Genomic DNA, 21425 nt, shown 5'->3' on the forward strand with positions numbered 1-21425 from the left:
AGTCCATGCGTATCGGCCTGATTCTCGGCGACCAGCTCAGCCTTGAGCTCGCCACCCTGCGAGTTCTCGATCACGACCGCGACCGGTTGCTGCTGGCCGAGGTCGGGGCCGAGGCGACCTACGTCAAGCACCACAAGCAGAAGATCGCGTTGATCTTCAGTGCGATGCGCCACTTTGCCGTTGAACTGCGACAGCGGGGATGGCAGGTCGATTATCATCACTATAATCCGCTGCAACCAAACCTTAGCCTGTCCGAGGTTTTGCAGGCACAGGCGAGCCTGTTCGGGGCCGATGAGGTCGTCGTCACCCGCTGCGGCGAGTACCGGTTGCAGCACGAGATCGACAGCCGCTGGTCGCAGGCGCTCGGCATTCCGGTGCAGGTCTGCGAGGACGACCGGTTCGTCTGTTCGCCGGACGAGTTTGCGGCCTGGGCAGAGGGCCGGCGGCAGCTGCGCATGGAGTATTTCTACCGCGAGATGCGGCGCCGAACCGGTCTGCTGATGGAAAACGGCGAGCCTGTCGGCGGCCAGTGGAACTTCGATGCCGACAACCGAAATCCCTGGCGTGGCGAGGTGCCGGTTCCTGCACAGCTGGATTTCGAGCTTGATTCTGTCGACCGCGAGGTGCTGGCGCTGGTGGCGGAGCATTTCCCGGCGCACCCCGGCACCCTGGAGAGCTTTCGCTGGGGCACGATACGGGAGCAGGCGCTGGCGGCGCTGGAACATTTCATCGCGCATCGGCTGCCCTGGTTCGGCGACTACCAGGATGCGATGGTTCAGGGCGAGGATTACCTCTTTCACAGCCTTCTCTCGCCCTATCTCAACTGTGGCCTGCTGACACCGCTGGAGGTCTGCGAAGCGGCGGAACGGGCCTGGTGGCGGCAGGAGGCGCCGCTCAACGCCGTCGAGGGCTTTATCCGCCAGATCATCGGCTGGCGAGAGTACGTGCGCGGCATCTACTGGTTGCGGATGCCGGAGTATGCGCAGGAGAACCGGCTTGGCAACGAGCGCGCGCTGCCGGCCATGTACTGGCACGGCCAGACCCGGATGGCCTGCATGCGCGAATGTTTTCGCAACACCTTCGACCATGCCTATGCCCACCATATCCAGCGGTTGATGGTCACCGGCAATTTCGCGCTGCTGGCGGGAATACGGCCGGCCGAAATCTGCGACTGGTATCTGGCGGTCTATGCCGATGCCTACGACTGGGTCGAGCTGCCCAATACCCTCGGCATGGTGATGCATGCCGACGGCGGCTACCTCGGCAGCAAACCCTATGCGGCCTCGGGCAGCTACATTAACCGGATGTCCGACTATTGCCGGCACTGCGAGTACAACGTCAAAACGGCGACCGATGACGACAGCTGCCCATTCAACAGCCTCTACTGGCATTTCGTTGCTCGCCACCGCGAAGCGTTCGCGGCCATTCCGCGGATGCAAATGATCTATCGCAGCTTTGAGCGCATGGTGGACGAGAAAAAATCCGCGTTGCAGCAGCGCGCCGAGCGGCTGCTGGCAAATCTTGACGGGATCTGAGTTGGTGCACAGCAAGCCGCATCTGCCGCAAAAAACCGGTGTGAACTGCCGCCGGCCCTTCGCCTGGCGTCGCAAATGGCGCCTGTTCTGGGAAGAGGTACGCTATTGCAGTGAACGGTGCCGGCGAACGCACCATCGCCGGGAGGTCTCAGGTGCGGAGGAGTCCTGCAGCTGAGCCGGTTTCCCAATGAGTATGGCCTGCTCCCGCTTATCCAACGCCAGTGGTCTGCGTGGCCGAGGGAGGCAGAAATGCCTGACGCCCCTGTCGGCATTGCTCCAGCAGCCTGCTCACCCCGGAGCGCTGGCACAGTGCCGCGGATATTGCCAGCTCGAAGCGACCGAAACCATAGACCATGCCTGATCTCCACCGGAGTGGGCTGCTAACCGAAGAATTACCGTTCAATAATCGGAGCTTGATCAGAATCCGAAAAGGGCTCCAGAACGGTGCTGGCTGCATGTTTATGCCGTACTTTGGACGAATACCCGGCGTCCAGACGCCAGCGGAGTCATCAGAAAACGCACATTTTTAGAGTCTATATCATGAACACCTCTGCGATTCGCCACTGTGGCAGTCAGGGACAATCCGGCCGAGGAAAAGGAGCAGGCGGCCTGATACTTTTGTACCGTCATGCGGTTATCGGCTCGGGCCTGACGCGCCTACCCCATAACTGAAGAACGGCTACCTCGTACCCTGTCTCAATGTAAAAAAGCCCCTCCCGGAAATGGGAGAGGCAAGGCTATGTGCGCTTGTGTCTCCGGATTCTCAGCTTTTAACCCATGACGCCGCGTATCAGGATGAACAACAGCGACGGACCCAGCAGGCAGCCCAGCGCTGTATAGAAGGCGGCGGTCAGGCAGCCGTAAGGCACCAGTTTCGGGTCGGTCGCGGCCAGCCCTGCGGCGACGCCGCTCGATGTGCCCATCAGGCCGCCGAAGATCACCGCAGTGCGCGGGTTGTTGAGGCCGATCATGGGCGCGACGAAGGGCGTGGTGACCATCACCAGGATCGACTTGACCAGCCCCGCGGCGATCGACAGTGCGATCACTTCAGAGCTGGCGCCGATTGCGGCACCGGTGACCGGGCCGACAATGTAGGTCACGGCGCCGGCACCGATGGTGGTCAGGCTGACGGCGTCGGTATAACCGAACGCCAGGGCAATGGCGACGCCGGCGAAAAAGGACGACAGTATTCCCATCACCAGCGCGATTACGCCGGACAGGCCCGCGCGTTTCAGTTCGTCGATATTGACGCCGAAGCCGGTGGCGACGATGGCGAAATCGCGCAGCATCGAGCCCCCGAGCAGACCGATACCGGAGAGCAGCGGGATATCGACCACGCCCTTTTCACCACCGGTGAAAAGTCCTCCCAGATAGGCCATCGTCAGACCGAGCAGAATGGCGATGGCCGAGCCGTGCACGCGTCCACGCGTAAAGCGCCCGGAGATCCAGTAAGAGAACCACATGGTAATGCCGATCACGGCAAAAGCGGTGATCAGGTTGTACTTGCCGGTAACCTGGAGCAGAGCTTCGTACATGCTGTCACCTCAGGAGTTGGTGGCCGTAGCGGCGCTGGTTTTACATTCATCCTTTCCCAGGCGGTCGAGCATCGGGACCAGGGCAAAGCCGCAGGCGACGGCGGTTACGCCGGCGAGAATGGCCATGGGGCCGCCAGTCAGGGCCCCCATCACGTTCTGCTTGGCCGCCATCGCGACGACCACCGGAATATAGATCGCGCTCCAGAACTCGACGCCCTGTTCCGTCTTGACGTCGATCAGACCGCGCTTGTTGAGGTAGCTGCCGGCCAGGATCAGCAGGATCATGGCGATCCCGACACCACCGACGTTGGCCGGTACGCCAATCAGTTTGCCGAGAATCTGGCCGAGGGTGATGCCCGCCAGCGTACAGACGGACAGCAGGGTGACTCCGTAGATGATCATAATGTTGACTCCAGTTTACTTGTTCGTATTGTTCCTGGTTGCGCCTTGGCGTGTTGTGGACTCATTTTAAACGGCCGTTGCTTTCAATAAATGTTTTGCTCCTTATTACGTTGAAATTATTGATGTTTCGGTTGTTTAATCGGGTTGTGCATAACCCACGAGGGCAGCTGGCTGCGTTGTCGCCAACGCCTGACATAACCCCTGTGGCAGCAGGCGCCTGAACAGCCCGGTCAGGGTGCTGCCCGGGGGCATCTCGATGGCGCGATCGAGGCCGCGCTCTGCGAGCATCCGGCAGCTGTCGTGCCAGTGCACCTGATGCGCCATGTTCTGTACCAGGTCCTGGCGGATGGCGTCCGCCTGGCGCAGTACCCGCGCCCGGGCCGCGCTGACGTAGCCGCACTTCGGTGCTTGCATGACGACGTCGGCGAAAGCTTCGGCCAGCCGCTCGGCCTGCGGCGCCAGCAGTTCGCAGTGCGACGGTACCGGGACGTCCAGCAATCGCCCCGAACATTGGCCCCGGGCGCGGATCCGTTCGGCGGTGTCTTGCATGGCTTTCCGGCATCCCGCCAGCACGAACTGCTGTTCGCCGTTGAGATTGGCGAGATACACCGGCCGGCCTTCGGCGCGTTGTTCCGCGATCTCCGCTTCAACCTGAGTCTGTCCGACACCGGTCAGCGCCAGCATGCCATAGCCGCTCGGATAGGCTTGCTGCATCAGCCGGCCGCGCAGGTCGACCAGTCTCAGCGCGTCGTCGAACGCCAGGCTGCCGGCGACCACGGCGGCCGGATAGGCGCCGATCGACAGGCCCAGCACAAAATCCGGTATGCAGCCGCGCCCTTGCAGGTATTCGGCCCAGAGCACGCTGCTGATCAGCAGCGACAGCTGCACATTGCGGGTATCCGTCAGCGCCTCCGGGCTGTCGAGTGCATGCAACGGTTGTCCCAGCACGGCTTCCGCTTCAGCGATGCGCTCCCGCGCGGCGCTGTCTCTCGGCAGCTCGCTCAGCATGCCGGGATGCTGGGCGCCCTGGCCGGGAAAGGTGAAGGCACTCAGCATGGCAGTTGTCCCCCTTCCGGTTCCCAGGGAGTCGCGGTAAGCCGCGGGCCCGCTTGCGTTTTTTGCAGGACCCGGTGCGAGGGGCCCGCCCACTCAACCAACGCGATAGCACCCTGCGGAGTCTCCAGCTGGATATCCACCCGGCACGCGCGTTGCTCCAGGCGTTGCAGCAGCCACACCGCCTGCTGGCGTGAGAGCGGCCGGGGGCGTCGATCACCAGGTCCAGGTCGCTCGCCGGACCGATCTGCGGGTCCCCTGTTGCGAACTCGTAGCCAAGGCTGCCGGTCACACCCCAGCGCAGCGCCTGCTCATCCAGCAGCGGCGCCAGGCATTCGAGCGTCACCAGTACCGGGTGTATGCCGCGCTGGGGATGGTCGAACCAGGGGCGTTTGGCGCAGAGGCCGAACGGGTCGATATCTTGTTCGATTGCCGCAAGCGGGGCGAAGGCGGCACAGCGCTCGCTTTTGTCGCGACCGCGCACACCGACCGCGATCTGGCCGGCGGCGGCCGCGCGCGGCGCACCACCACCGGGCCAGAGCCCGCGACCACCCAGTCGGGCAGGGCGGCGCTGCTGCCAGCCGGCAGCAGCCGGTCGCGCCGGACCCAGAGCAGATCGTGCGGCCGCCAGTCCATCAGGCGCTCCACTGCTCGCGCAGCAGCTGCCGTACCCGGCGCGAGGCCTCGCGATTGCGGCCGTTCAGCCGTCGCGCCAGGCTGGTGTCACCGGGCTCAATAGTGTGCAGGGCATTGGTCAGTACGGCCTGGACCCGCTCGACATCCGCTGCGGTCGGCGCGTCCGCGGACTCGACTTCGATCAGAGATTCGAGAAGACCGAGCGAGGCATAACTGTCCAGGTCGTAGGCCATCGGAGGCACGTCGGCCGCGAGCCGGTCCAGCTCCTCTTCGGAGCGCAGGGTCACCCGTGCCGCAGCGGCCTTGCCCATGGCATGTACCTGAACGCCGCTGTCGGCGAGCGCGAAGATGCAGTTGGCCTGGTAGCCGTGGGCCAGGAAGGCGCCGGACATCGCCTTGCCGACCAGCAGCGAGATCACCGGATGCCCGGCCAGGCGGGCACGGGCGTAGGCGCTGACCGCGGCGGCCAGTGCCTGATGGATGCCCAGCGCCTCTTCGCGGCGGCCGTAGGCCTGGCTCGGCACGTCGACCACGGCGATCAGTGCACGCTTGACCGGGGAGCCGGCATCGGTGCGGATGACCTCGTCGATCGCCTCGGCCAGTCCCCAGCCTTCGAGCAGCCCGACCTCGCCGCGGCGGGCGCGCGGGTAGCGGTTGTTCGGGTCGGCCTGTACCACCAGGAAACGGCAGGCGCGCCCGGCGATTTCGCCGTCGGCGATCCGCAGCGACGGCACCGGGCTCTCGCGGCGGGGCATATCGCCGGTCAGGGCATCGAACCAGGTACGGCCTCGTGTGCTGGCAGTGGGCGTGGAGCTGTTGTCTTTGAATGCGGTCATTGGACGGCTCCCTGTGTCAGGATCTGGAGAGCGCCGGTGGCGTCGGTCTGCTTGCGGGTATCCACCTGCTGCAGCCGTGCCAGCGGCGTGGCGATATCGTCGCTGCGATGCGTCTGCGGCACAGCGCGCGACAGACAGTCGGCCACCGATGCCTGCACCGCGGCGATATCGTCGTCGACGAAGGCATCGACGAGGCCGGAGGCATGGCGTTGGGCGCCGCCGGTCAGGCCCCAGATCAACGCCCGGTCACGGGAGTCGTACTCGGCCACGCCGGCTTCCTGCTCGATCACCTGGGGGCCGTTCAGCCCCGGGCGCCCCTCGCGGGTCATGATCAGGTAGCTGCACAGGCCCGCGGTGATCGACATGCCGCCGAAGCAGCCCACCGGCCCGGTGATGACGCCGATGACAGGCTGGTACCGGCGAAGCGCGACGATGGCCGACTGGATTTCGGCAATCGCGGCCAGGCCCAGGTTGGCCTCCTGCAGGCGCACGCCGCCGGTTTCGAGCAACAGCACCGCGGCGGTGGGATTGCCGCGTCGGTTTTCTTCCAGCGCCAGCTCCAGCGCGCCGGCGATCTTGGCGCCGCCAACCTCACCCAGGCTGCCGCCCTGGAAGCTGGCTTCGATGGCGGCGACCACCACTGCTTTGCCGTCGAGCGTACCCCGGGCGATTACGACGCCGTCGTCGAACTGCGGCACGACACCCTGCCGCTCGAGCCACGGAGAGGTGAGCCGGTCGAAGGGGGTCAGCAGTTCGTGCAGGGTGCCCGCGTCCAGCAGCGCTGCGATACGTTTGCGGGCGCTGAGGTCGATAAAGCCGGCCTGCTGCCGTTGTTGCGTAGTCGCAGTCATGCCGTTTCCTCCCGGGCCAGTTCGAGCGCCTGTTCGATGCGCAGCCGGATCACGCCGGGCGTCGCAGCGAAGTCGTGGATGTCCATGCGCATCGCCGGCAGCGTCGTGACGGACTCGATCAGCTCTATCACCTGCCGCCAGCGGGCTTCACTGCCGTCGGTCGAGGTATGGATATGGATGTCGGCGCAGGCGTCGGTCGCCGGCTCGATCATCACTTCGAGATCGCCGGAGCCGACGTAGCCCACCAGGGCCGGCCGGATCTCCGTCGCCCGGGCCGGGCGGTTGAAATGCAAAATGTCCATGACTGATCTCCGTTGTTATTAGTTTGCGTCGCTGAGATGACGGTCTACGAATAGCGTCGCGGCCAGCAGGTCGGCGGCACCGCCGGCGGAGGCGTTGAGGGACAGCAGGTGCTGTTCGAACTGCGCCAGCGCGCGGCGTCCGGCGAAGCTGCCGCAGCCGCCGGCCTCGAGCACCGCGCGGGCCCCCTGCTGCATCGCCTCGAGGCCGGCAAGACCGGCACGCGACAGCACGCAGGTATCGGTCAGTGCAGACATGATCGCCAGCAGCGCGTTGAGCCGTGCCACCGACTCGGAATCGCCAGAGGCGCGGCTTTGTCGCAGCGTTGGCAGACCGCGCTGGTGCAGGTGCGGGAAGCCCTGCTGGGCCTGTTCGCGAGCCCCTGGCAGCCGGTACTTCCGGCACACCCGCTGGCCCTTGCTCTGGGTCTCGCTGCTCGGACAGTCGGGGTCCGGCAGCCGTGCCAGCTGCGCGGCGCGGTCGAACAATGCGGCTTCGCCGTTGGCTTCGTTAGCGGCCGCCGTAACCAGCAGTCCCAGGGCCCAGATGGCGCCACGATGAGTGTTGATGCCGCCGGTGACCGCCATCATTGCGGCTTCCGCATCCCGGCCCAGCTGGCCGATGCGGCGCCGCAGTTCGACGACGGGCGTCTGGGCCAGAGCGGCTTCCGCCATGCGTGCGAACCAGGGCCGCAGGCTCCGGGCCGAGGCCAGCATCAGCGACAGGTTCATGTCGCTGTGGGCGCCGGTGCCGCGGCTGTCGACCAGCGCGGGCTTGGGGCTGAGTCGGGCTTCCTGCTCCAGCGCCCAGCAGGCCAGCGCGCCAAGGTATTCGGCGCGCGGCGAGAGCGACTCGAGGGCAGCGACGTGTTGAGTGGCAGTCTGCATCGGGATCACCAGTTGCGAAATTTTGCGGGGGCTGGTAGAGGCCGCCAGACCAGCGTTCCAGTTCGCCGATGCTGCGCGCGGCAAGCAGGTCGCGGCTGGCGACGTTGCGGCGGATGCCAAGGTCTTCGGGGTAGGCGACCAGACCGTCGGCGCGCAGCTGTGCCGTGACCGCCGGGTCGCGCTTGAGGCCGATCGGAGTGACGCCGGCGACCGCGGCGATCATGGCGCGGCGCTGTTCCAGCGACTGCGCCCTGTAGAGGTAGGCGATACCCTCTTCGGTCAGCACATGGGTGACATCGCTGGCGTAGATCATCACCGGCGCCAGCGGCATCCGGTAGTCGCGGGCCATCGCCAGCGCATCCAGCTCCTCGACCAGCGTCGGCTTGGCGCTGTCCTGGAAGGTCTCGACCATCTGCACCACCAGTTTGCGGCCCTTGCTGAGCAGGTGATCGTCGGGTTTCATGTCGAGCCAGGCAGGGGAGGAGTGTCTTCGGCCGCCCGGGTCATGGCCCATGTTGGGCGCGCCGCCGAAACCGGCGAGGCGACCGCGGGTCACAGTGGAGGAGTTGCCGTCGCCGTCGACCTGCAGGGTGGAGCCGATGAACATGTCGACGGCATACTGGCCAGCCAGCTGGCAGAAGGCGCGGTTGGAGCGCATCGAACCGTCTTTGCCGGTGAAGAAGATGTCGGGGCGGGCGGCGATGTAGTCTTCCATGCCCAGTTCCGTGCCGAAGCAGTGCACACTCTCCACCCAGCCGCTCTCGATCGCCGGGATCAGCGTCGGGTGGGGGTTGAGCGTCCAGTGGCGGCAGATCTTGCCCTTGAGACCGAGGGACTCGCCGTAGGTCGGCAGCAGCAGCTCGATGGCGGCGGTGTTGAAGCCGATGCCGTGGTTGAGCGACTGCACCTGGTGACGCTCGTAGATGCCGCGGATCGCCATCATGCCCATCAGCACGTGGACGTCGGTGACCAGGCGCGGGTCGCGGGTGAACAGCGGTTCGATGAAGAACGGCTGATCGGCCTCGACAATGTAGTCGACCCAGGACGCGGGAATGTCGACGCGCGGCAGATCCGAGACGTCATCGACGATCTCGTTGACCTGGAAGATGACGATGCCGTCACGAAAGGCCGTGGCCTCGGCCAGCGCCGGGGTGTCTTCGGTGCTCGGACCGGTGTAAATGTTGCCGGCACGGTCCGCCTTGAAGCCGGCGAGCAGTGCGACGCGCGGATTGAGGTCGACGAACAGCCGGGCATAGAGCTCGATGTAGGTGTGGATGGCGCCGACTTCGAGCAGCCCGTCCTCCATCAACTGACCGATGCGCAGGCTCTGGGGGCCGGAGAAGGAGAAGTCCAGCTTGCGGGCGATGCCCTTTTCGAACAGGTCCAGGTGCTCCGGGCGGCCCACGCTGGGCATCACCATGTGCAGGTTATTGACGACGTCGGGGCTGACCCCGGCCAGAGAGCGGGACAGGAAGTCGGCCTGCTTCTGGTTGTTGCCTTCCAGGACGACCTTGTCGCCGGGACGCAGCAGCCGTTCCAGCGCTGCCTTGATGGCGTCGGTGGGGATGACGACGCCGTCGGCGAGTCCGTCGAGCCCGGCCATGCGGCCGTGTTTGTCCTGGCGACGGCTGTGCCAGTTGACCGAGGGTTCCGCAGGTGCGTGCATGGGAGGTCCTCTGCTGTGTTGTTGTAGGGTCCACACTAAAAGCGGGGCCGGAAACCATCAATCAAGCCTGTTGACGGACCGTTACTCTGAGGGTAATGATTGGGGTGCGCCTGATCGGAGCCATCGTGGCAAGGAGTGGAAAATTGCTCGACGACACCCTGACGCTGAAGAAACTCGAGATCTTCCTGGCGTTTATGAAGGTCGGTACCCTGGCGGAAGCGGCGGAAAAGCTGAACATGAGCACGGTCAGCGTACACCGCGCCATCCACTCGCTCGAGGAGGGACTCAAGTGTCCGCTGTTCCGGCAGGAGGGACGGTTGCTGGTGCCGCTGCCCAGCGCCCGGGTGCTGGAGGAGCGGGCCGAGCAGGCGGTGCTGGCACTGGATGAGGCGGTCAAGGCGACGCGGGAAACCGCCGGTATCTATTCCAACCAGTTCAAGCTCGGTGCGCTCTATTCGCTGACGCTGAATACGGTGCCGCGGCTGATCGCCGGGCTCAAGCTGCGCAAGGGTGACCTCAACATCGAGCTGACCCTCGACTCCAACGAGGTGCTGTTCCGCAAGCTCAAGGCATTGGAGCTCGATGCCATCCTGGTATCACTCGAGCCGGATTTTCGTGACGACGACTACACCTGTCTGCCGCTGTTCAGCGACGAGGTGCTGCTGGCCGTACCCGCCGACGCGAACTTGAGCGCGCTCGAGGCATTGGATCTTGCCGACTTGAGGGACCAAACCTTCGTCACCCTGACCCGCGGCTTCGCTACCTACCGAGACAGTTTCAAGGCGTTCGAGCGCGCAGGCTTCGAGCCCAATGTGGTGATGGAGGTCAGCGATATCTTCTCGCTGATCAGCATGGTCAGCGCCAGCGTCGGCTACGCGCTCCTGCCGCGTCGGGTCGAGGCGGTGTTCGAGAACAAGATCCGCATGCTACCGCTAAAAGGACTCGAGGATATCCGTCAAAACATCGCCATGGTGTGCCTGGCCAGCCGCGAGCGGGATCCGCGCATCCTCAACTGCATCGCCGAGTGCCGCGCCTATGCCAGGCAGCACGAGGCGGACGCGTAGGTTGGGGTCTAGCGGCGCAGCCGCGTAACCCAACAAACCTTACAAACTCTACATGCGCGAGTATCCGTCTTGCGCTGCGTGCTGGGCCTGGACGATGGGTTGCGCTTCGCTCCACCGCATCCTACGAAAAGTGCGATGCCGCAGGCGCCGCTGGTGCCGGGTGAGGTGTTGGGTTACGGCCCTGAGGGCCTAAACCCAAACTACGATCTGCGAAGATCACCGTGCGTCCCGGTTGGACAGGGCCAAGCCGCTGACGAATTTTTAACCGCCCGCTCATTGGTTGAGGCGGCTGTCTGTGGCATAATGCGCGCCGTTTTTCCGCACTTTGCAGATCGTACATCATCGGATCTGTCGTCTTTCCACGTTCAATCTAATTGGTACAAATCATTGCTGACTACTGCGAACATCACCATGCAGTTCGGCGCTAAGCCGCTGTTTGAAAACGTCTCCGTCAAGTTCGGCGAGGGCAACCGCTATGGCCTGATCGGCGCCAACGGTTGCGGCAAGTCCACCTTCATGAAAATCCTTGGCGGCGATCTCGAGCCTTCGGCCGGCAATGTGTCCAAGGACCCGAACGAGCGTATCGGCAAGTTGCGTCAGGATCAGTTCGCCTACGAAGAGTACAGCGTGGTCGATACCGTGATCATGGGTCACGAAGAGCTGTGGAAGGTGAAGGCCGAGCGCGATGCGATCTATGCCAACCCCGACATGACCGAGGAAGACGGCATCCGCGCCGCGGAACTCGAAGCGGAGTTCGCGGAAATGGACGGTTACACCGCCGAATCCCGTGCCGGGGAACTGCTGCTGGGCGTCGGCATCCCGGTGGAGCAGCATTTCGGCCCGATGAGTGAAATCGCGCCGGGCTGGAAGCTGCGTGTACTGCTGGCGCAGGTGCTGTTCTCCGACCCCGATATCATGCTGCTCGACGAGCCGACCAACAACCTGGATATCAACACCATCCGCTGGCTCGAAGGGGTGCTCAACGAGCGCAACTGCACCATGATCATCATTTCCCATGATCGCCACTTCCTCAACAGCGTCTGCACCCATATGGCGGACGTGGACTACGGCGAAGTGCGGATCTACCACGGCAACTACGACGAGTACATGACCGCCTCGACCCAGGCGCGCGAGCGCATGCAGGCGGACAACGCCAAGAAGAAGGCACAGATCGCCGATCTCAAGGCCTTCGTCAGCCGCTTCTCGGCCAATGCCTCGAAGTCCAAGCAGGCGACGTCCCGCGCCAAGCAGATCGACAAGATCAAGCTGGACGAGATCAAGCCGTCCAGCCGCCAGAGCCCCTTCATCCGCTTCGAGCAGGACAAGAAGCTGCACCGTACCGCCCTGGAGGTGGAAGGCCTGGCGAAAAGCTTCGACGAGGCGCTGTTCTCCGGTCTCAACCTGCACGTTGGCGTCGGTGAGCGCATCGCCATCATCGGCCCCAACGGCATCGGCAAATCGACACTGCTGAAGTGCCTGGTCGGCGATCTGGAGCCCAACAAAGGCACCATCAAGTGGTCCGAGAACAGCAGTATCGGCTACTACGCCCAGGATCACGCCCACGAGTTCGAGAAGGATTCCAACCTCTACGACTGGATGTCGCGCTGGGGACAGGAAGGGGACGACGAGCAGGTGATTCGCGGCACCCTCGGCCGCATGCTGTTTTCGCAGAAGGAGATCGGCAAGTCGGTGAAGGTGATTTCCGGTGGCGAGCAGGGCCGCATGCTGTTCGGCAAGCTGATGCTGCAGCGTCCCAATATCCTGGTGATGGACGAGCCGACCAACCACATGGACATGGAGTCGATCGAGTCGCTGAACCTGGCGCTGGAAAACTACGAAGGCACGCTGCTGTTCGTCAGCCACGACCGCGAGTTCGTCTCGTCACTGGCCACCCGGATCATCGAGCTGACGCCCACCGGCATCGTCGACTTCCACGGTACCTACGAGGATTACCTGCGTAGCCAGGAAGCCGCCTGATCCCGGGACGGGCGTGGGAGCGGCGCCCCGCCGCGAAGATTGCTATCGGGTATTTTTTGTAGGTTGGGTCAAGCCGCGTAGCGGCGGACCCAACACCGCTTCATACCTGTCGTTCGAGCAGCCCGCCCAGAAGGGTCAGCATCCTGTCCACCTCGGCTTCGCTGACGTTCAGTGCCGGCATGAGCCGCAGTGTATGGGGCCTGGGTGCGTTGATCAGCAGACCTGCATCGAACGCCGCCCGAGCCAGCGCGGCAGCATCGACGGCGCCGGTCTCAAGCGCGACCAGCAGCCCTTCGCCCCGTACCTTACCCAGACCGAACCGTAGCGACAGCGCTTCGAGACCGGCGACGAGCTGCTCGCTGCGCGCCTGTACCCGGTCCATAAATCCCGGAGCGGTTACAGCATCGAGCACCGCCAGCGCGGCCGCGCAGACCAGCGGGTTGCCGTTGAAGGTGCCGCCCTGGTCGCCATACTCGAAGCAGCAGGCGGACGTCTTCGCCATCAGGGCGGCGATCGGTATGCCGCCGCCGAGCCCCTTGCCGAGGGTAACGACGTCCGGTTCGATGCCCTGGTGCTGATAGCAGAACAGGCTGCCCGTGCGGCCGATGCCGGTCTGCACTTCGTCGAGCATCAGCAGCAGGCCCTGCCTGTCGGCCAGCTGCCGCAGGCCCTGCAGGAAGGCGCTGCCCGCCGGGATTACGCCGGCCTCGCCCTGGATTGGCTCGAGCAGGATCGCCACGGTTTCGTCGTCGATGGAATGCTCAACGGCTGCCAGGTCGCCGTAGGGCACTTTGGTGAAGCCCGGTACCTTGGGATTGAACAGCGGTTCAAACGCCGGCTTGCCGGTGGCCGACATCGTCGCCAGGGTGCGGCCGTGGAAGCCGTTGTGGAAGGTGACGATCTTCCAGGCGCCGTTGCGGTGCTTCTGACCCCACTTTCTCGCCAGCTTGATCGCGCCTTCGTTGGCTTCGGCGCCGCTGTTGGCGAAGAACGTCTGGTCCAGCCCGCTCAGCGCGGCCAGCCGGTTCGCCAGTTTCACTGCGGGCGCGTTGTAGAAGGCCGGACCGGGGTTTATCAGGCGTCGGCTCTGGGCGCAGATGGCGTCGCTGACGACACCGGGGCAGTGACCGAGGGTGTTGACCGCCCAGCCCTGGACGAAGTCCAGCCAGACGTTGTCCCGGTCGTCGTACAGGTAGCTGCCTTCGCCGCGTACGAAGGTGGTCTCGGGCCGTGCGGCGATCTGCATCAGGGCGCTGTATGGGTTTTGCATCTTGTCTCCGGATTGATCGGGTGGATTACTTGGGTGACGCCGGCCGGCGTCTCCCCTTTCTGAATCCCCGATGTGCCCCCGGAGTGCGCGCCTGCGTGCCCCTGTACAAACGAAAAGGCCACCGGGGATACCGATGGCCTTCTGTCGACTCGTGCGCCTGTATCTACGGATCAGGCGGCTTTCGCGGTGTCAGACGGGCAGGGGCGATCCCACAGCGTGCTGTGAAGTCGTCGTGCCTGTCGTCGGAGCGAAACTGAAGTCGTCATGCCACGCAGTATTGCAGAGATCGCGGCCGCTGAAAACAGTCTTGAGTACACTCCGTCGGAGCGCGCCCGGGTGCGAAACCTATACTGAGCTGAGTATCCCACCGCAACGGAGGTGTCGAACATGAGCAGGAGAGGACGGACGGCCCTGGTGCTGGCGTCGGCAATGACCCTTGGGACGATGCCGGCCGGCGTCGGTCTGGCGGCGGAGGGCGACGTCGACCCGGTCCGGATGATCGAAGCGATGGAGGCCGCGTTCGGCGTCACGCCCGGCCATCGCCGGAATCATATCAAGGGGACCTGCGCTGTCGGCGAATTCGTCGGCCAGGCGTCGGCGCGCCGGTACAGCCGTTCGCCGCTCTTCAGCGGCGAGGCGATACCGGTAATCGGACGTTTTTCGCTCGGCGGCGGCAACCCCGGCGCCAGCGACGCCGACAAGGGCGTCAGGGGCATGGCATTGCAGTTCCAGCTGCCGGGCGGCGGCCTGCAGCAGATGGCGATGATCAATGTGCCGGTTTTCGGCGCGGCCGAGCCGAAAACCTTCCACGACATGCTGGTGGCACTGCAGCCGGATCCGGCGACCGGAAAACGCGATCCCGAACGTTTCCGGGCGTTTGTCGACAGCCATCCCGATTTTCACGGGCTGGCCGAATACAACAGCCGCCACAATCCTCCGCCGAGTTACGCCGACAGCCGCTACTTCAGTCTGCATGCCTTCCGCTTCGTCAACGGCGATGGGGAGAAAACCCTGGTGCGCTGGTACTTCCAGCCACGGGACGGGGTCAAGGAACTCAGCGATGCCGAACGTGAAGCCGCACCCGATGATTTTCTCGAGTCGGAATTGATCGGCCGAACCGAAAAGGCCCCTGTCGAGTGGGATATGGTTATCCGGATCGGGCAACCGGGCGATCCGGACACCGACCCCAGCAAGCCCTGGCCCGAAGACCGGGAAGAGGTCAAGGTCGGGGTCCTGACGCTGACCGACGCCATGCCGCAGGAACAGGGCCAATGCGGCCCGATCAACTTCGATCCGCTGGTGATAGCGGATGGCATTGAGGCGACGGACGACCCGGTATTGAAAGCCCGTTCCGCAGCGTACGCGATCTCGTTCGGCAAGCGCATTTCGGAGCAATAACCGGCCATCAGCGGGTACAGTCCGGGTATTTTCGGGAGACCAAATGGACAAGATCGAACAGATACTGAGCTTTATCGTCGAGATCGAAAAGCTCAAGGACGTACACCGCAAGACGCGGCCGGTGGGGCTGGAGCGCTACGAGAACTCGGCCGAGCACAGTTGGCATGTCTGCCTCACGGCACTGATGCTGAAGGACCATGCCAACGAACCGGTGGATATCGACCGCGTCATCAAAATGCTGTTGATCCACGACCTCGGCGAAATCGATGCGGGCGATACCATCATCTATCAAAGCGAGACCGCCGGGAACAAGGCTGCGGAGGCGGCGGGCGTCGCACGTATACTGGGGCTGCTGCCGGATGGCAAGGGTAACGAGTACCTGACGCTCTGGCACGAGTTCGAGGCCGGCGAAACGGCCGATTCCCGCTATGCCCGCGCCATCGACCGCGTGCCGCCGCTGCTGCACAACCTCCACAGCGACGGCCACAGCTGGCGCGAGAACCGGGTGCCGAAGGAGAAGGTCTTCGCGCTCAATGCCCGCATCGGCCAGGGCAGCCAGGCGCTCTGGGAGACAATCCGGGCGCGGCTGGAGGAGGCCGTCGACAGGGGCGTGCTGAAGTAGGGACCGGCTAACGCCACAGCAGTGACTGGGACTGCTAGGCTGTCAGGTACAGCGGTACGACACTTTCCGACCAGGAGGCTGCATGTGGTTGCGCACGAGTTGTGATCTGACGTTCGATATCGAGGTTCCGACACCCTTTGTGCTGATGCTGCGGCCGCGCAGCGGCGCCCAGCAATGGATCGCGCGGGAGGAATACAAGCTGGTCCCGAGCATACCGGCGTTCGAGTTCACCGATGACTTCGGCAATCTCTGTCAGCGCCTGATTGCCCCCCGGGGACCTTCGGTGTTCATACGGCCGCCGAGGTGATGACGGCGGACAGCATCGACCGGGCTCCGGGAGCCCCTTTGTGGAGATCCAGAACCTGCCCGACGAGACGCTCAAGTACCTGTTGCCGAGCCGATTCTGCGAGTCGGACCGTTTTGGTCAGATGGCGACCTCGATCACCGCCAATCAGTGGCTGGGCTACGACCAGGTCGCGGCCATCGAGGACTGGCTCAGGAAGCACATCAGCTATATTCCCGGTAGCAGCGACATACCTGTGTCGGCGGTGGAGGTCAATCTGCGGCAGTCCGGTGTCTGCCGGGACCTGTCCCATCTGGGCATCGCCCTGTGCCGCAGCCTCAGTATCCCCGCGCGGATGGTGGTGGGGTACCTGCATGGCCTGAAACCGATGGATATGCATGCCTGGTTCGAAGCTTATGTCGGCGGTCGCTGGTATACGTTCGATGCGACCCAGTCCCAGCTGGGAGCCGGATACGTGGCGATCGGTTATGGCCGGGATGCGGCGGACGTGGCGGTCTACAATCAGTTCGGCCCACCGGTCTATCCCAGTGTGCAGCGGGTGCAGGTGCAGTGCATCGATCCGGACGGTGCCGGTTCCGCGGCATTGCCCTGAGTCGCCACTGCCGGGCGCCCGGCCAGCCACGGGCCTGAACCCGCGGCCAACGGTTTTTCCAGCTACCCTGATTACAGTAAAAAGCGCACTTCCGGAGGCTGGTTTGTACCGGCATCGTCCAGAAGCCTCGAAATCACGGAGACCCGATGAAAGACCTGGATACCGAAAAAAGATCGCAGTGCTGATCGATGCCGAAAACGCCCAGTATTCGGTGCTCGGCGCGGTGCTGTCGGAACTGTCCAAGCACGGCCATATCGTCATCAAGAAGGCCTATGGCGACTGGAGTTCGACGCACCTGAAGAACTGGAAGCAGCCGCTCAACGAGCTGGCGATCAATCCGGTGCAGCAGTTCTCCTACACCCAGGGCAAGAACTCCTCCGACGCCGCAATGATCATCGATGCGATGGATCTGCTCTACTCGAACCGCTTCGATGCCTTCGCGCTGATCTCCAGCGACAGCGACTTTACCAAGCTGGCCTCGCGGCTGCGCGAATCCCAGATCTATGTCTTCGGCGTCGGCGAGCAGAAGACGCCGGTGGCGTTTCGCAACGCCTGTGACGACTTTATCTACACCGAGGTGCTGCGCGGCCTGGACGGCGACGAGGAGGAGGTTCCCTCCGCCGCAGAATCGCCGGTGCAGCCGTCCACCAAGCGCAAAACCCGGCAGGAACTGTGCAGTGATTCCCGTCTGGTCAAGATCCTCAGAAACGCCATCAACGAATATGCCGACGACGACGGCTGGGCGCCGCTCGGCAGTTGCGGCCAGCTGATAAAACGGCAGTTTCCGGATTTCGACTCGCGTACCTACGGCTACCCGACCCTCACCAAGCTGATCGAGGCGATGGAGCTGTTCGAGATCGACAAGCGGCAACTGGGCAGCAACAAGAAGATCCACGATATTTATGTGCGGGATCCGCGCAGATAGCGGGGGCGAGTCGGGGGCCAGCTGATCAAGCGGCGCTCTCGACAACAGGACGCCGACTTCGACTCACGTACCTACGGCTACCCGACCCTCACCAAGCTGATCGAGGCGATGGAGCTGTTCGAGATCGACAAGCGGCAACTGGGCAGCAACAAGAAGATCCACGATATCTACGTGCGGGATCCGCGCCGATAAGGCTTGCCGGGTCCCGATCAGGAGCTTGCTGATGCTTTTCCCGACCGATTTCGAGACGCTCGATATCCAGACCTCCGGTGCCCGCATCCATCTCGTGCACGGGGGCAAGGGGCCACCGCTGTTGCTGCTGCATGGTTATCCACAGACCCATGTGATCTGGCATGCGGCGGCACCGCGACTGGCCGAGCACTTTCATCTGATCTGTCCCGATCTGCGCGGCTACGGCGACAGCGAAAAGCCGCCGAGTGCAGACGACCATGCCCCCTATTCGAAGCGGGCGATGGCCCGGGACATGGTGGAAGTGATGGAGCAACTCGGTTACCGGCATTTCGCCGTCGCCGGCCATGACCGGGGAGCCCGGGTGGTGCACCGGATGGCGCTCGATCATCCGGATCGCATCGAACGTGCCTGTATCATGGACATCGCGCCGACCTACCATATGTTCAGGACCACGGATCAGTCGTTCGCCACCGGTTACTACCACTGGTTCTTCCTGATCCAGCCCGACGGACTGCCGGAAAAAATGATCGGCTCCGACCCCGGCTATTACCTGATCGAGAAGCTGAGACGCTGGAGCGCACCCGATGCGGTCTTCGATCCCGAGGCGGTGGCCGAGTATATCCGCTGCTACAGCGATCCGGCGACAATCCACGCGAGCTGCGAAGACTACCGGGCCGCTGCCACTATTGATCTGGAGCACGACGAAGCGGACATCGGGCGGATGATCGAGTGTCCGCTGCTGGTGCTCTGGGGCCGTCGCGGTTTTGTCGACAGGGCCTACGATGTACTGAAGGTATGGCGCCAGTATGCCAGGAATGTCGAGGGCAGGGCGCTGGACTGCGGTCATTTCCTGCCCGAGGAGGCACCCATCGCCATTGCCGGGGAGTTACTCGGCTTTGTCGGAACCTGACTGTAGGCTGCCAGAGACATGAATGCGTATCCTGGGCCTGAAAATTCGGCGGGATATTGCGAACCATTCCATTCGTCAACAAGGTGCCTGGCAATTGGCGACCGGGGATGGTGCCTTTTGTACCGGATGATCAGCCCGGTATTTTCATACCGGGCTGATCACCACCGCTTGCTGATGTGGTTGTCCCTCAGGTCCTGAAGCGCGACACCAGCTGTGTCAGCTGGCCGCTGAGGCCGGTCTGTTCACCGGAGTGATGCTCCACTTCGGTGGATATTTCCTGCAGATCGTTGGCCGATTCGCTGATTGCCAGAATATTCTTGTTGATATCCTCGGTCACCAGTTGCTGTTCTTCGGCGGCGCTGGCGGTCTGCATCGTCATGTCCCGGATCTGCTGTACCGCGGCTTCGATACTCTCGAAGGCCTTCATCGCTTCGCCGGACAGGGTGATGGCTTCGCCGGATTCGCTGAGACTGCGCTCCATGGTGATCGAAACGTCGCGTGTGCGGCTGACCAGCAGGTTGAGGATATTGTTGATTTCCTCGGTCGACTGCTGGGTACGGTTGGCCAGGGTCCGGACTTCGTCGGCGACCACCGCGAAGCCGCGCCCCTGCTCGCCGGCGCGTGCAGCCTCGATGGCGGCGTTCAGGGCCAGCAGATTGGTCTGGCCGGCGATGTCCTGGATGGTGGTGAGAATGTTGTTGATGTTCTCGGTTTCCCGCTCCAGGTCAAGGATGACCTCGTTCGAGTGACGGATGCTGTCGCCCAGCTGGCGCACACCCGTGGAGCTCCTGTCGACGATCTTCTTGCCGTTGCGTGTCGCTTCCAGTCCCTGCTCCGATACATCGGCGGTGTCGATGCAGTTGCGCGCAACTTCGTTGGCGGTGGAGGCCATTTCGGTCACCGCAGCGGCGATCTGCTCGAGCGAACCGCGCTGATGTCCGGTCGCACCGGCCATATTGCTGGCGCTGCTGTTGGTGCGGGCGGAGACCTGGTCCATGCGGGTCGCGGTATCCTTGATGGCGATCACCATCCGTTGCGTCGATTCGATGAACTGATTGAACCAGCGCGCCAGCTCGCCGGTTTCGTCGCGACTGCTCACGTCCAGGCGGGTGGTCAGGTCGCCTTCACCTTCGGCGATGGTTCTAAGGCGATCCTTGACCGAGTTGATCGGGTTGACGATGCGGTTGGCGATCACCAGGCTCAGGGCACCGAAAAGCAGTACCAGCACAGCGCTTACGATCAGCGTGGTCCGGGTGAGCTGGCGGGCGCTGGCGAAAATTTCGTCGCTCTGCATGAAGCCGACGAATTTCCAGCCGAGATCCGGCGATTCATAGACATTGGCCATATAGTCGACGCCGTCGATCCGGACTTCGATCAGGCCGGATTTCTGTGCCTGTATTGACTTGAAATGGGGGCGTCGAGGTCGGACAGCGACTTGAAGTTGTTGTCCGGGTTGCTGCCGTCGACCAGCACCTTGCCGTCGCCCTCGATGGCCATGATGAAGCCGGTCTCGCCGAAGCGGATCTCCTGCACCATGTCGGTCAGGGATTTCAGCGAGACGTCGATTGCCACCACGCCCTCGAACTCGCCGCGCGCGTTCTTGAACGCCTTCAGCATCGAGACATAGACGCTGTTGTCGCCCTCCCAGTAGTAGCCGTCGCGCCGGACCACCTCGTAGTTGCCGTTGCGGCCCATGTCGAACCAGGGACGTTTGCGCGGATCCCATTCGCCGTAAGAATAGGTGCCGGGCCACTCAAGGTAACCGCCGTGCCTGTCACCCATGTAGACGTAGCCCAGCATCGGGTTGTTGTTGCCGATGGCGCTGAACAGTTCGAACAGTCGCTGCTCGCGTCCGCCGCTGGCCATCGCCACTTCCGAGGGCTTGCGGCCTTCGCCGAAGTAGGTGCTGATCGCGCCCTTGTCGGTTTCGGCGAGGATCGGGTAGTCCGCCATCATCGACACCTGATCGCCGATCAGGTCGAAGAAGATGCCGAAGGAGTGGTCGACGATGGAGATATCGAGGCTGCTCGCGTCGAGGAAGCGTTTCTCGGCATCCTCGTTGACGTTACGCAGCGTCAGCGACGCCACGATGATCACCGGCAGCAGGGTGGTGCAGAGAAAGGCTGCAAGCAGCTTCGTTTTTATACTTGTCACAGCAAAGAACTCCGGAAGCGGAATATCGGATTTGGCGGGGCGCCTTTATGCCCGAATGCATCGACGGTTGCAACGGCAACGGCAACGGCAACGGTAGCGGCAGACAAACCGGCCGTTGGCAGGAAGGCGGCCAGCGCAGGCCGGGCGAGTTCAGCCGGAGGTGCGTGGCGACGGGGTGTTCGCGCGGTCTTCCCTGAGCGGCGGCGGGCGGCACGCCAATACTAACCCTAGAGCCGTTGCACGGGTCGGTATTGTCTGTAAGCGACGGCCACATAGCCGATTCACGCCATCGGTGCTGTTCCTGGGCCCGGGTGAA

Annotated in this window: 22 protein-coding genes and 2 pseudogenes; 11 read left to right on the forward strand and 13 right to left on the reverse strand. The window is 63.6% G+C overall.

Annotation, left to right across the window (positions count from 1 at the left end):
- Window positions 1-5 precede the first annotated feature (5 nt).
- Together ACFQDL_RS16745 and ACFQDL_RS16750 are read left to right on the forward strand one after the other, a co-directional pair.
- Window positions 6-1535: a cryptochrome/photolyase family protein gene (locus ACFQDL_RS16745; protein ID WP_379910035.1), complete on the forward strand. Its 1530-nt coding sequence runs from the start codon at window positions 6-8 to the stop codon at window positions 1533-1535.
- 4 nt (window positions 1536-1539) lie between these two features.
- Window positions 1540-1710, forward strand: a complete 171-nt coding sequence (locus ACFQDL_RS16750; RefSeq protein WP_379910036.1) for a DUF2256 domain-containing protein — start codon at window positions 1540-1542, stop codon at window positions 1708-1710.
- A gap of 595 nt (window positions 1711-2305) precedes the next feature.
- Here the strand turns inward: ACFQDL_RS16750 and madM are convergent.
- The 10 genes and pseudogenes from madM to mdcA all read right to left on the reverse strand — a co-directional run.
- Window positions 2306-3070 carry a malonate transporter subunit MadM gene (gene madM / locus ACFQDL_RS16755; RefSeq protein ID WP_379910037.1) on the reverse strand — a complete coding sequence of 255 codons (765 nt, stop codon included), beginning with the start codon at window positions 3068-3070 and terminating at the stop codon, window positions 2306-2308.
- 9 nt (window positions 3071-3079) lie between these two features.
- On the reverse strand, window positions 3080-3472 hold the full coding sequence (gene madL, locus ACFQDL_RS16760; protein ID WP_379910038.1) for a malonate transporter subunit MadL: 393 nt from the start codon (window positions 3470-3472) through the stop codon (window positions 3080-3082).
- Between the two features lie 135 nt (window positions 3473-3607).
- A complete protein-coding gene (gene mdcH / locus ACFQDL_RS16765; protein WP_379910039.1) occupies window positions 3608-4528 on the reverse strand; it encodes a malonate decarboxylase subunit epsilon in 921 nt (306 codons plus the stop codon).
- Window positions 4522-4871, reverse strand: a pseudogene (locus tag ACFQDL_RS16770) (phosphoribosyl-dephospho-CoA transferase MdcG domain-containing protein). The gene mdcH and the pseudogene ACFQDL_RS16770 overlap by 7 nt, the downstream one beginning before the upstream one ends.
- A complete protein-coding gene (locus ACFQDL_RS16775) occupies window positions 4868-5161 on the reverse strand; it encodes a hypothetical protein (RefSeq protein ID WP_379910040.1) in 294 nt (97 codons plus the stop codon). Before ACFQDL_RS16775 ends, ACFQDL_RS16770 begins: the two are co-directional and overlap by 4 nt.
- Complete coding sequence (mdcE, locus tag ACFQDL_RS16780; RefSeq protein ID WP_379910041.1) at window positions 5161-5997, reverse strand: biotin-independent malonate decarboxylase subunit gamma; 837 nt, start codon at window positions 5995-5997, stop codon at window positions 5161-5163. Before mdcE ends, ACFQDL_RS16775 begins: the two co-directional genes overlap by 1 nt.
- The gene (locus ACFQDL_RS16785; RefSeq protein ID WP_379910042.1) at window positions 5994-6848 is read right to left on the reverse strand and encodes a biotin-independent malonate decarboxylase subunit beta; all 855 of its coding nucleotides are present in this window, start codon (window positions 6846-6848) and stop codon (window positions 5994-5996) included. The genes mdcE and ACFQDL_RS16785 overlap by 4 nt, the downstream gene beginning before the upstream one ends.
- Window positions 6845-7150, reverse strand: coding sequence for a malonate decarboxylase acyl carrier protein (gene mdcC, locus ACFQDL_RS16790; RefSeq protein WP_379910043.1), 306 nt, complete (start codon window positions 7148-7150; stop codon window positions 6845-6847). The genes ACFQDL_RS16785 and mdcC overlap by 4 nt, the downstream gene beginning before the upstream one ends.
- 18 nt (window positions 7151-7168) lie before the next feature.
- Window positions 7169-8035 (reverse strand): triphosphoribosyl-dephospho-CoA synthase, encoded by an 867-nt coding sequence (locus ACFQDL_RS16795; RefSeq protein WP_379910044.1) that lies wholly within the window; start codon window positions 8033-8035, stop codon window positions 7169-7171.
- A 25-nt stretch (window positions 8036-8060) separates the two neighbouring features.
- Window positions 8061-9701 (reverse strand): annotated as a pseudogene (gene mdcA / locus ACFQDL_RS16800) (malonate decarboxylase subunit alpha); the annotation flags it as partial.
- A gap of 143 nt (window positions 9702-9844) precedes the next feature.
- Here mdcA and ACFQDL_RS16805 point away from each other — a divergent pair.
- The gene (locus ACFQDL_RS16805) at window positions 9845-10765 is read left to right on the forward strand and encodes a LysR family transcriptional regulator (RefSeq protein ID WP_379910045.1); all 921 of its coding nucleotides are present in this window, start codon (window positions 9845-9847) and stop codon (window positions 10763-10765) included.
- 387 nt (window positions 10766-11152) lie between these two features.
- The gene (locus ACFQDL_RS16810) at window positions 11153-12742 is read left to right on the forward strand and encodes an ABC-F family ATPase (protein ID WP_379910046.1); all 1590 of its coding nucleotides are present in this window, start codon (window positions 11153-11155) and stop codon (window positions 12740-12742) included.
- 100 nt (window positions 12743-12842) lie between these two features.
- Here ACFQDL_RS16810 and ACFQDL_RS16815 read toward each other — a convergent pair whose 3' ends face one another.
- On the reverse strand, window positions 12843-14012 hold the full coding sequence (locus tag ACFQDL_RS16815) for an acetylornithine transaminase (RefSeq protein WP_379910047.1): 1170 nt from the start codon (window positions 14010-14012) through the stop codon (window positions 12843-12845).
- A gap of 387 nt (window positions 14013-14399) precedes the next feature.
- Here ACFQDL_RS16815 and ACFQDL_RS16820 point away from each other — a divergent pair, with 387 nt between their 5' ends.
- The 7 genes from ACFQDL_RS16820 to ACFQDL_RS16850 all read left to right on the forward strand — a co-directional run bounded on the left by ACFQDL_RS16820 (window position 14400) and on the right by ACFQDL_RS16850 (window position 18955).
- Window positions 14400-15410 (forward strand): catalase family peroxidase, encoded by a 1011-nt coding sequence (locus ACFQDL_RS16820; RefSeq protein ID WP_379910048.1) that lies wholly within the window; start codon window positions 14400-14402, stop codon window positions 15408-15410.
- Between the two features lie 43 nt (window positions 15411-15453).
- A complete protein-coding gene (locus ACFQDL_RS16825) occupies window positions 15454-16032 on the forward strand; it encodes an HD domain-containing protein (protein ID WP_379910049.1) in 579 nt (192 codons plus the stop codon).
- 82 nt (window positions 16033-16114) lie between these two features.
- Window positions 16115-16339: a hypothetical protein gene (locus ACFQDL_RS16830; RefSeq protein WP_379910050.1), complete on the forward strand. Its 225-nt coding sequence runs from the start codon at window positions 16115-16117 to the stop codon at window positions 16337-16339.
- Between the two features lie 40 nt (window positions 16340-16379).
- Window positions 16380-16928, forward strand: coding sequence for a transglutaminase-like domain-containing protein (locus ACFQDL_RS16835; RefSeq protein WP_379910051.1), 549 nt, complete (start codon window positions 16380-16382; stop codon window positions 16926-16928).
- Between the two features lie 178 nt (window positions 16929-17106).
- Entirely contained in the window at window positions 17107-17853 is a 747-nt protein-coding gene (locus tag ACFQDL_RS16840; RefSeq protein WP_379910052.1) for an NYN domain-containing protein, read from the forward strand.
- A 24-nt stretch (window positions 17854-17877) separates the two neighbouring features.
- A complete protein-coding gene (locus ACFQDL_RS16845; protein ID WP_379913134.1) occupies window positions 17878-18045 on the forward strand; it encodes an OST-HTH/LOTUS domain-containing protein in 168 nt (55 codons plus the stop codon).
- Between the two features lie 31 nt (window positions 18046-18076).
- The gene (locus ACFQDL_RS16850) at window positions 18077-18955 is read left to right on the forward strand and encodes an alpha/beta fold hydrolase (protein ID WP_379910053.1); all 879 of its coding nucleotides are present in this window, start codon (window positions 18077-18079) and stop codon (window positions 18953-18955) included.
- Between the two features lie 187 nt (window positions 18956-19142).
- Here the strand turns inward: ACFQDL_RS16850 and ACFQDL_RS16855 are convergent, their stop codons facing one another.
- Both ACFQDL_RS16855 and ACFQDL_RS16860 read right to left on the reverse strand, forming a co-directional pair.
- A complete protein-coding gene (locus ACFQDL_RS16855; protein ID WP_379910054.1) occupies window positions 19143-20300 on the reverse strand; it encodes a methyl-accepting chemotaxis protein in 1158 nt (385 codons plus the stop codon).
- A gap of 29 nt (window positions 20301-20329) precedes the next feature.
- The gene (locus tag ACFQDL_RS16860) at window positions 20330-21109 is read right to left on the reverse strand and encodes a cache domain-containing protein (protein WP_379910055.1); all 780 of its coding nucleotides are present in this window, start codon (window positions 21107-21109) and stop codon (window positions 20330-20332) included.
- Window positions 21110-21425 lie beyond the last annotated feature (316 nt).

This window comes from Marinobacterium aestuariivivens (assembly GCF_042661465.1).
Lineage (GTDB): Bacteria > Pseudomonadota > Gammaproteobacteria > Pseudomonadales > Balneatricaceae > Marinobacterium_A > Marinobacterium_A aestuariivivens.

Coding starts and splice junctions, on each gene's coding strand:
- ACFQDL_RS16745 (WP_379910035.1), top strand. CDS start 6: ATGCGTATCGGCCTGATTCTCGGCGACCAGCTCAGCCTTGAGCTCGCC.
- madM (WP_379910037.1), bottom strand. CDS start 3,070: ATGTACGAAGCTCTGCTCCAGGTTACCGGCAAGTACAACCTGATCACC.
- madL (WP_379910038.1), bottom strand. CDS start 3,472: ATGATCATCTACGGAGTCACCCTGCTGTCCGTCTGTACGCTGGCGGGC.
- mdcH (WP_379910039.1), bottom strand. CDS start 4,528: ATGCTGAGTGCCTTCACCTTTCCCGGCCAGGGCGCCCAGCATCCCGGC.
- ACFQDL_RS16775 (WP_379910040.1), bottom strand. CDS start 5,161: ATGGACTGGCGGCCGCACGATCTGCTCTGGGTCCGGCGCGACCGGCTG.
- mdcE (WP_379910041.1), bottom strand. CDS start 5,997: ATGACCGCATTCAAAGACAACAGCTCCACGCCCACTGCCAGCACACGA.
- ACFQDL_RS16785 (WP_379910042.1), bottom strand. CDS start 6,848: ATGACTGCGACTACGCAACAACGGCAGCAGGCCGGCTTTATCGACCTC.
- mdcC (WP_379910043.1), bottom strand. CDS start 7,150: ATGGACATTTTGCATTTCAACCGCCCGGCCCGGGCGACGGAGATCCGG.
- ACFQDL_RS16795 (WP_379910044.1), bottom strand. CDS start 8,035: ATGCAGACTGCCACTCAACACGTCGCTGCCCTCGAGTCGCTCTCGCCG.
- ACFQDL_RS16815 (WP_379910047.1), bottom strand. CDS start 14,012: ATGCAAAACCCATACAGCGCCCTGATGCAGATCGCCGCACGGCCCGAG.
- ACFQDL_RS16820 (WP_379910048.1), top strand. CDS start 14,400: ATGAGCAGGAGAGGACGGACGGCCCTGGTGCTGGCGTCGGCAATGACC.
- ACFQDL_RS16825 (WP_379910049.1), top strand. CDS start 15,454: ATGGACAAGATCGAACAGATACTGAGCTTTATCGTCGAGATCGAAAAG.
- ACFQDL_RS16830 (WP_379910050.1), top strand. CDS start 16,115: ATGTGGTTGCGCACGAGTTGTGATCTGACGTTCGATATCGAGGTTCCG.
- ACFQDL_RS16850 (WP_379910053.1), top strand. CDS start 18,077: ATGCTTTTCCCGACCGATTTCGAGACGCTCGATATCCAGACCTCCGGT.
- ACFQDL_RS16855 (WP_379910054.1), bottom strand. CDS start 20,300: ATGGCCAATGTCTATGAATCGCCGGATCTCGGCTGGAAATTCGTCGGC.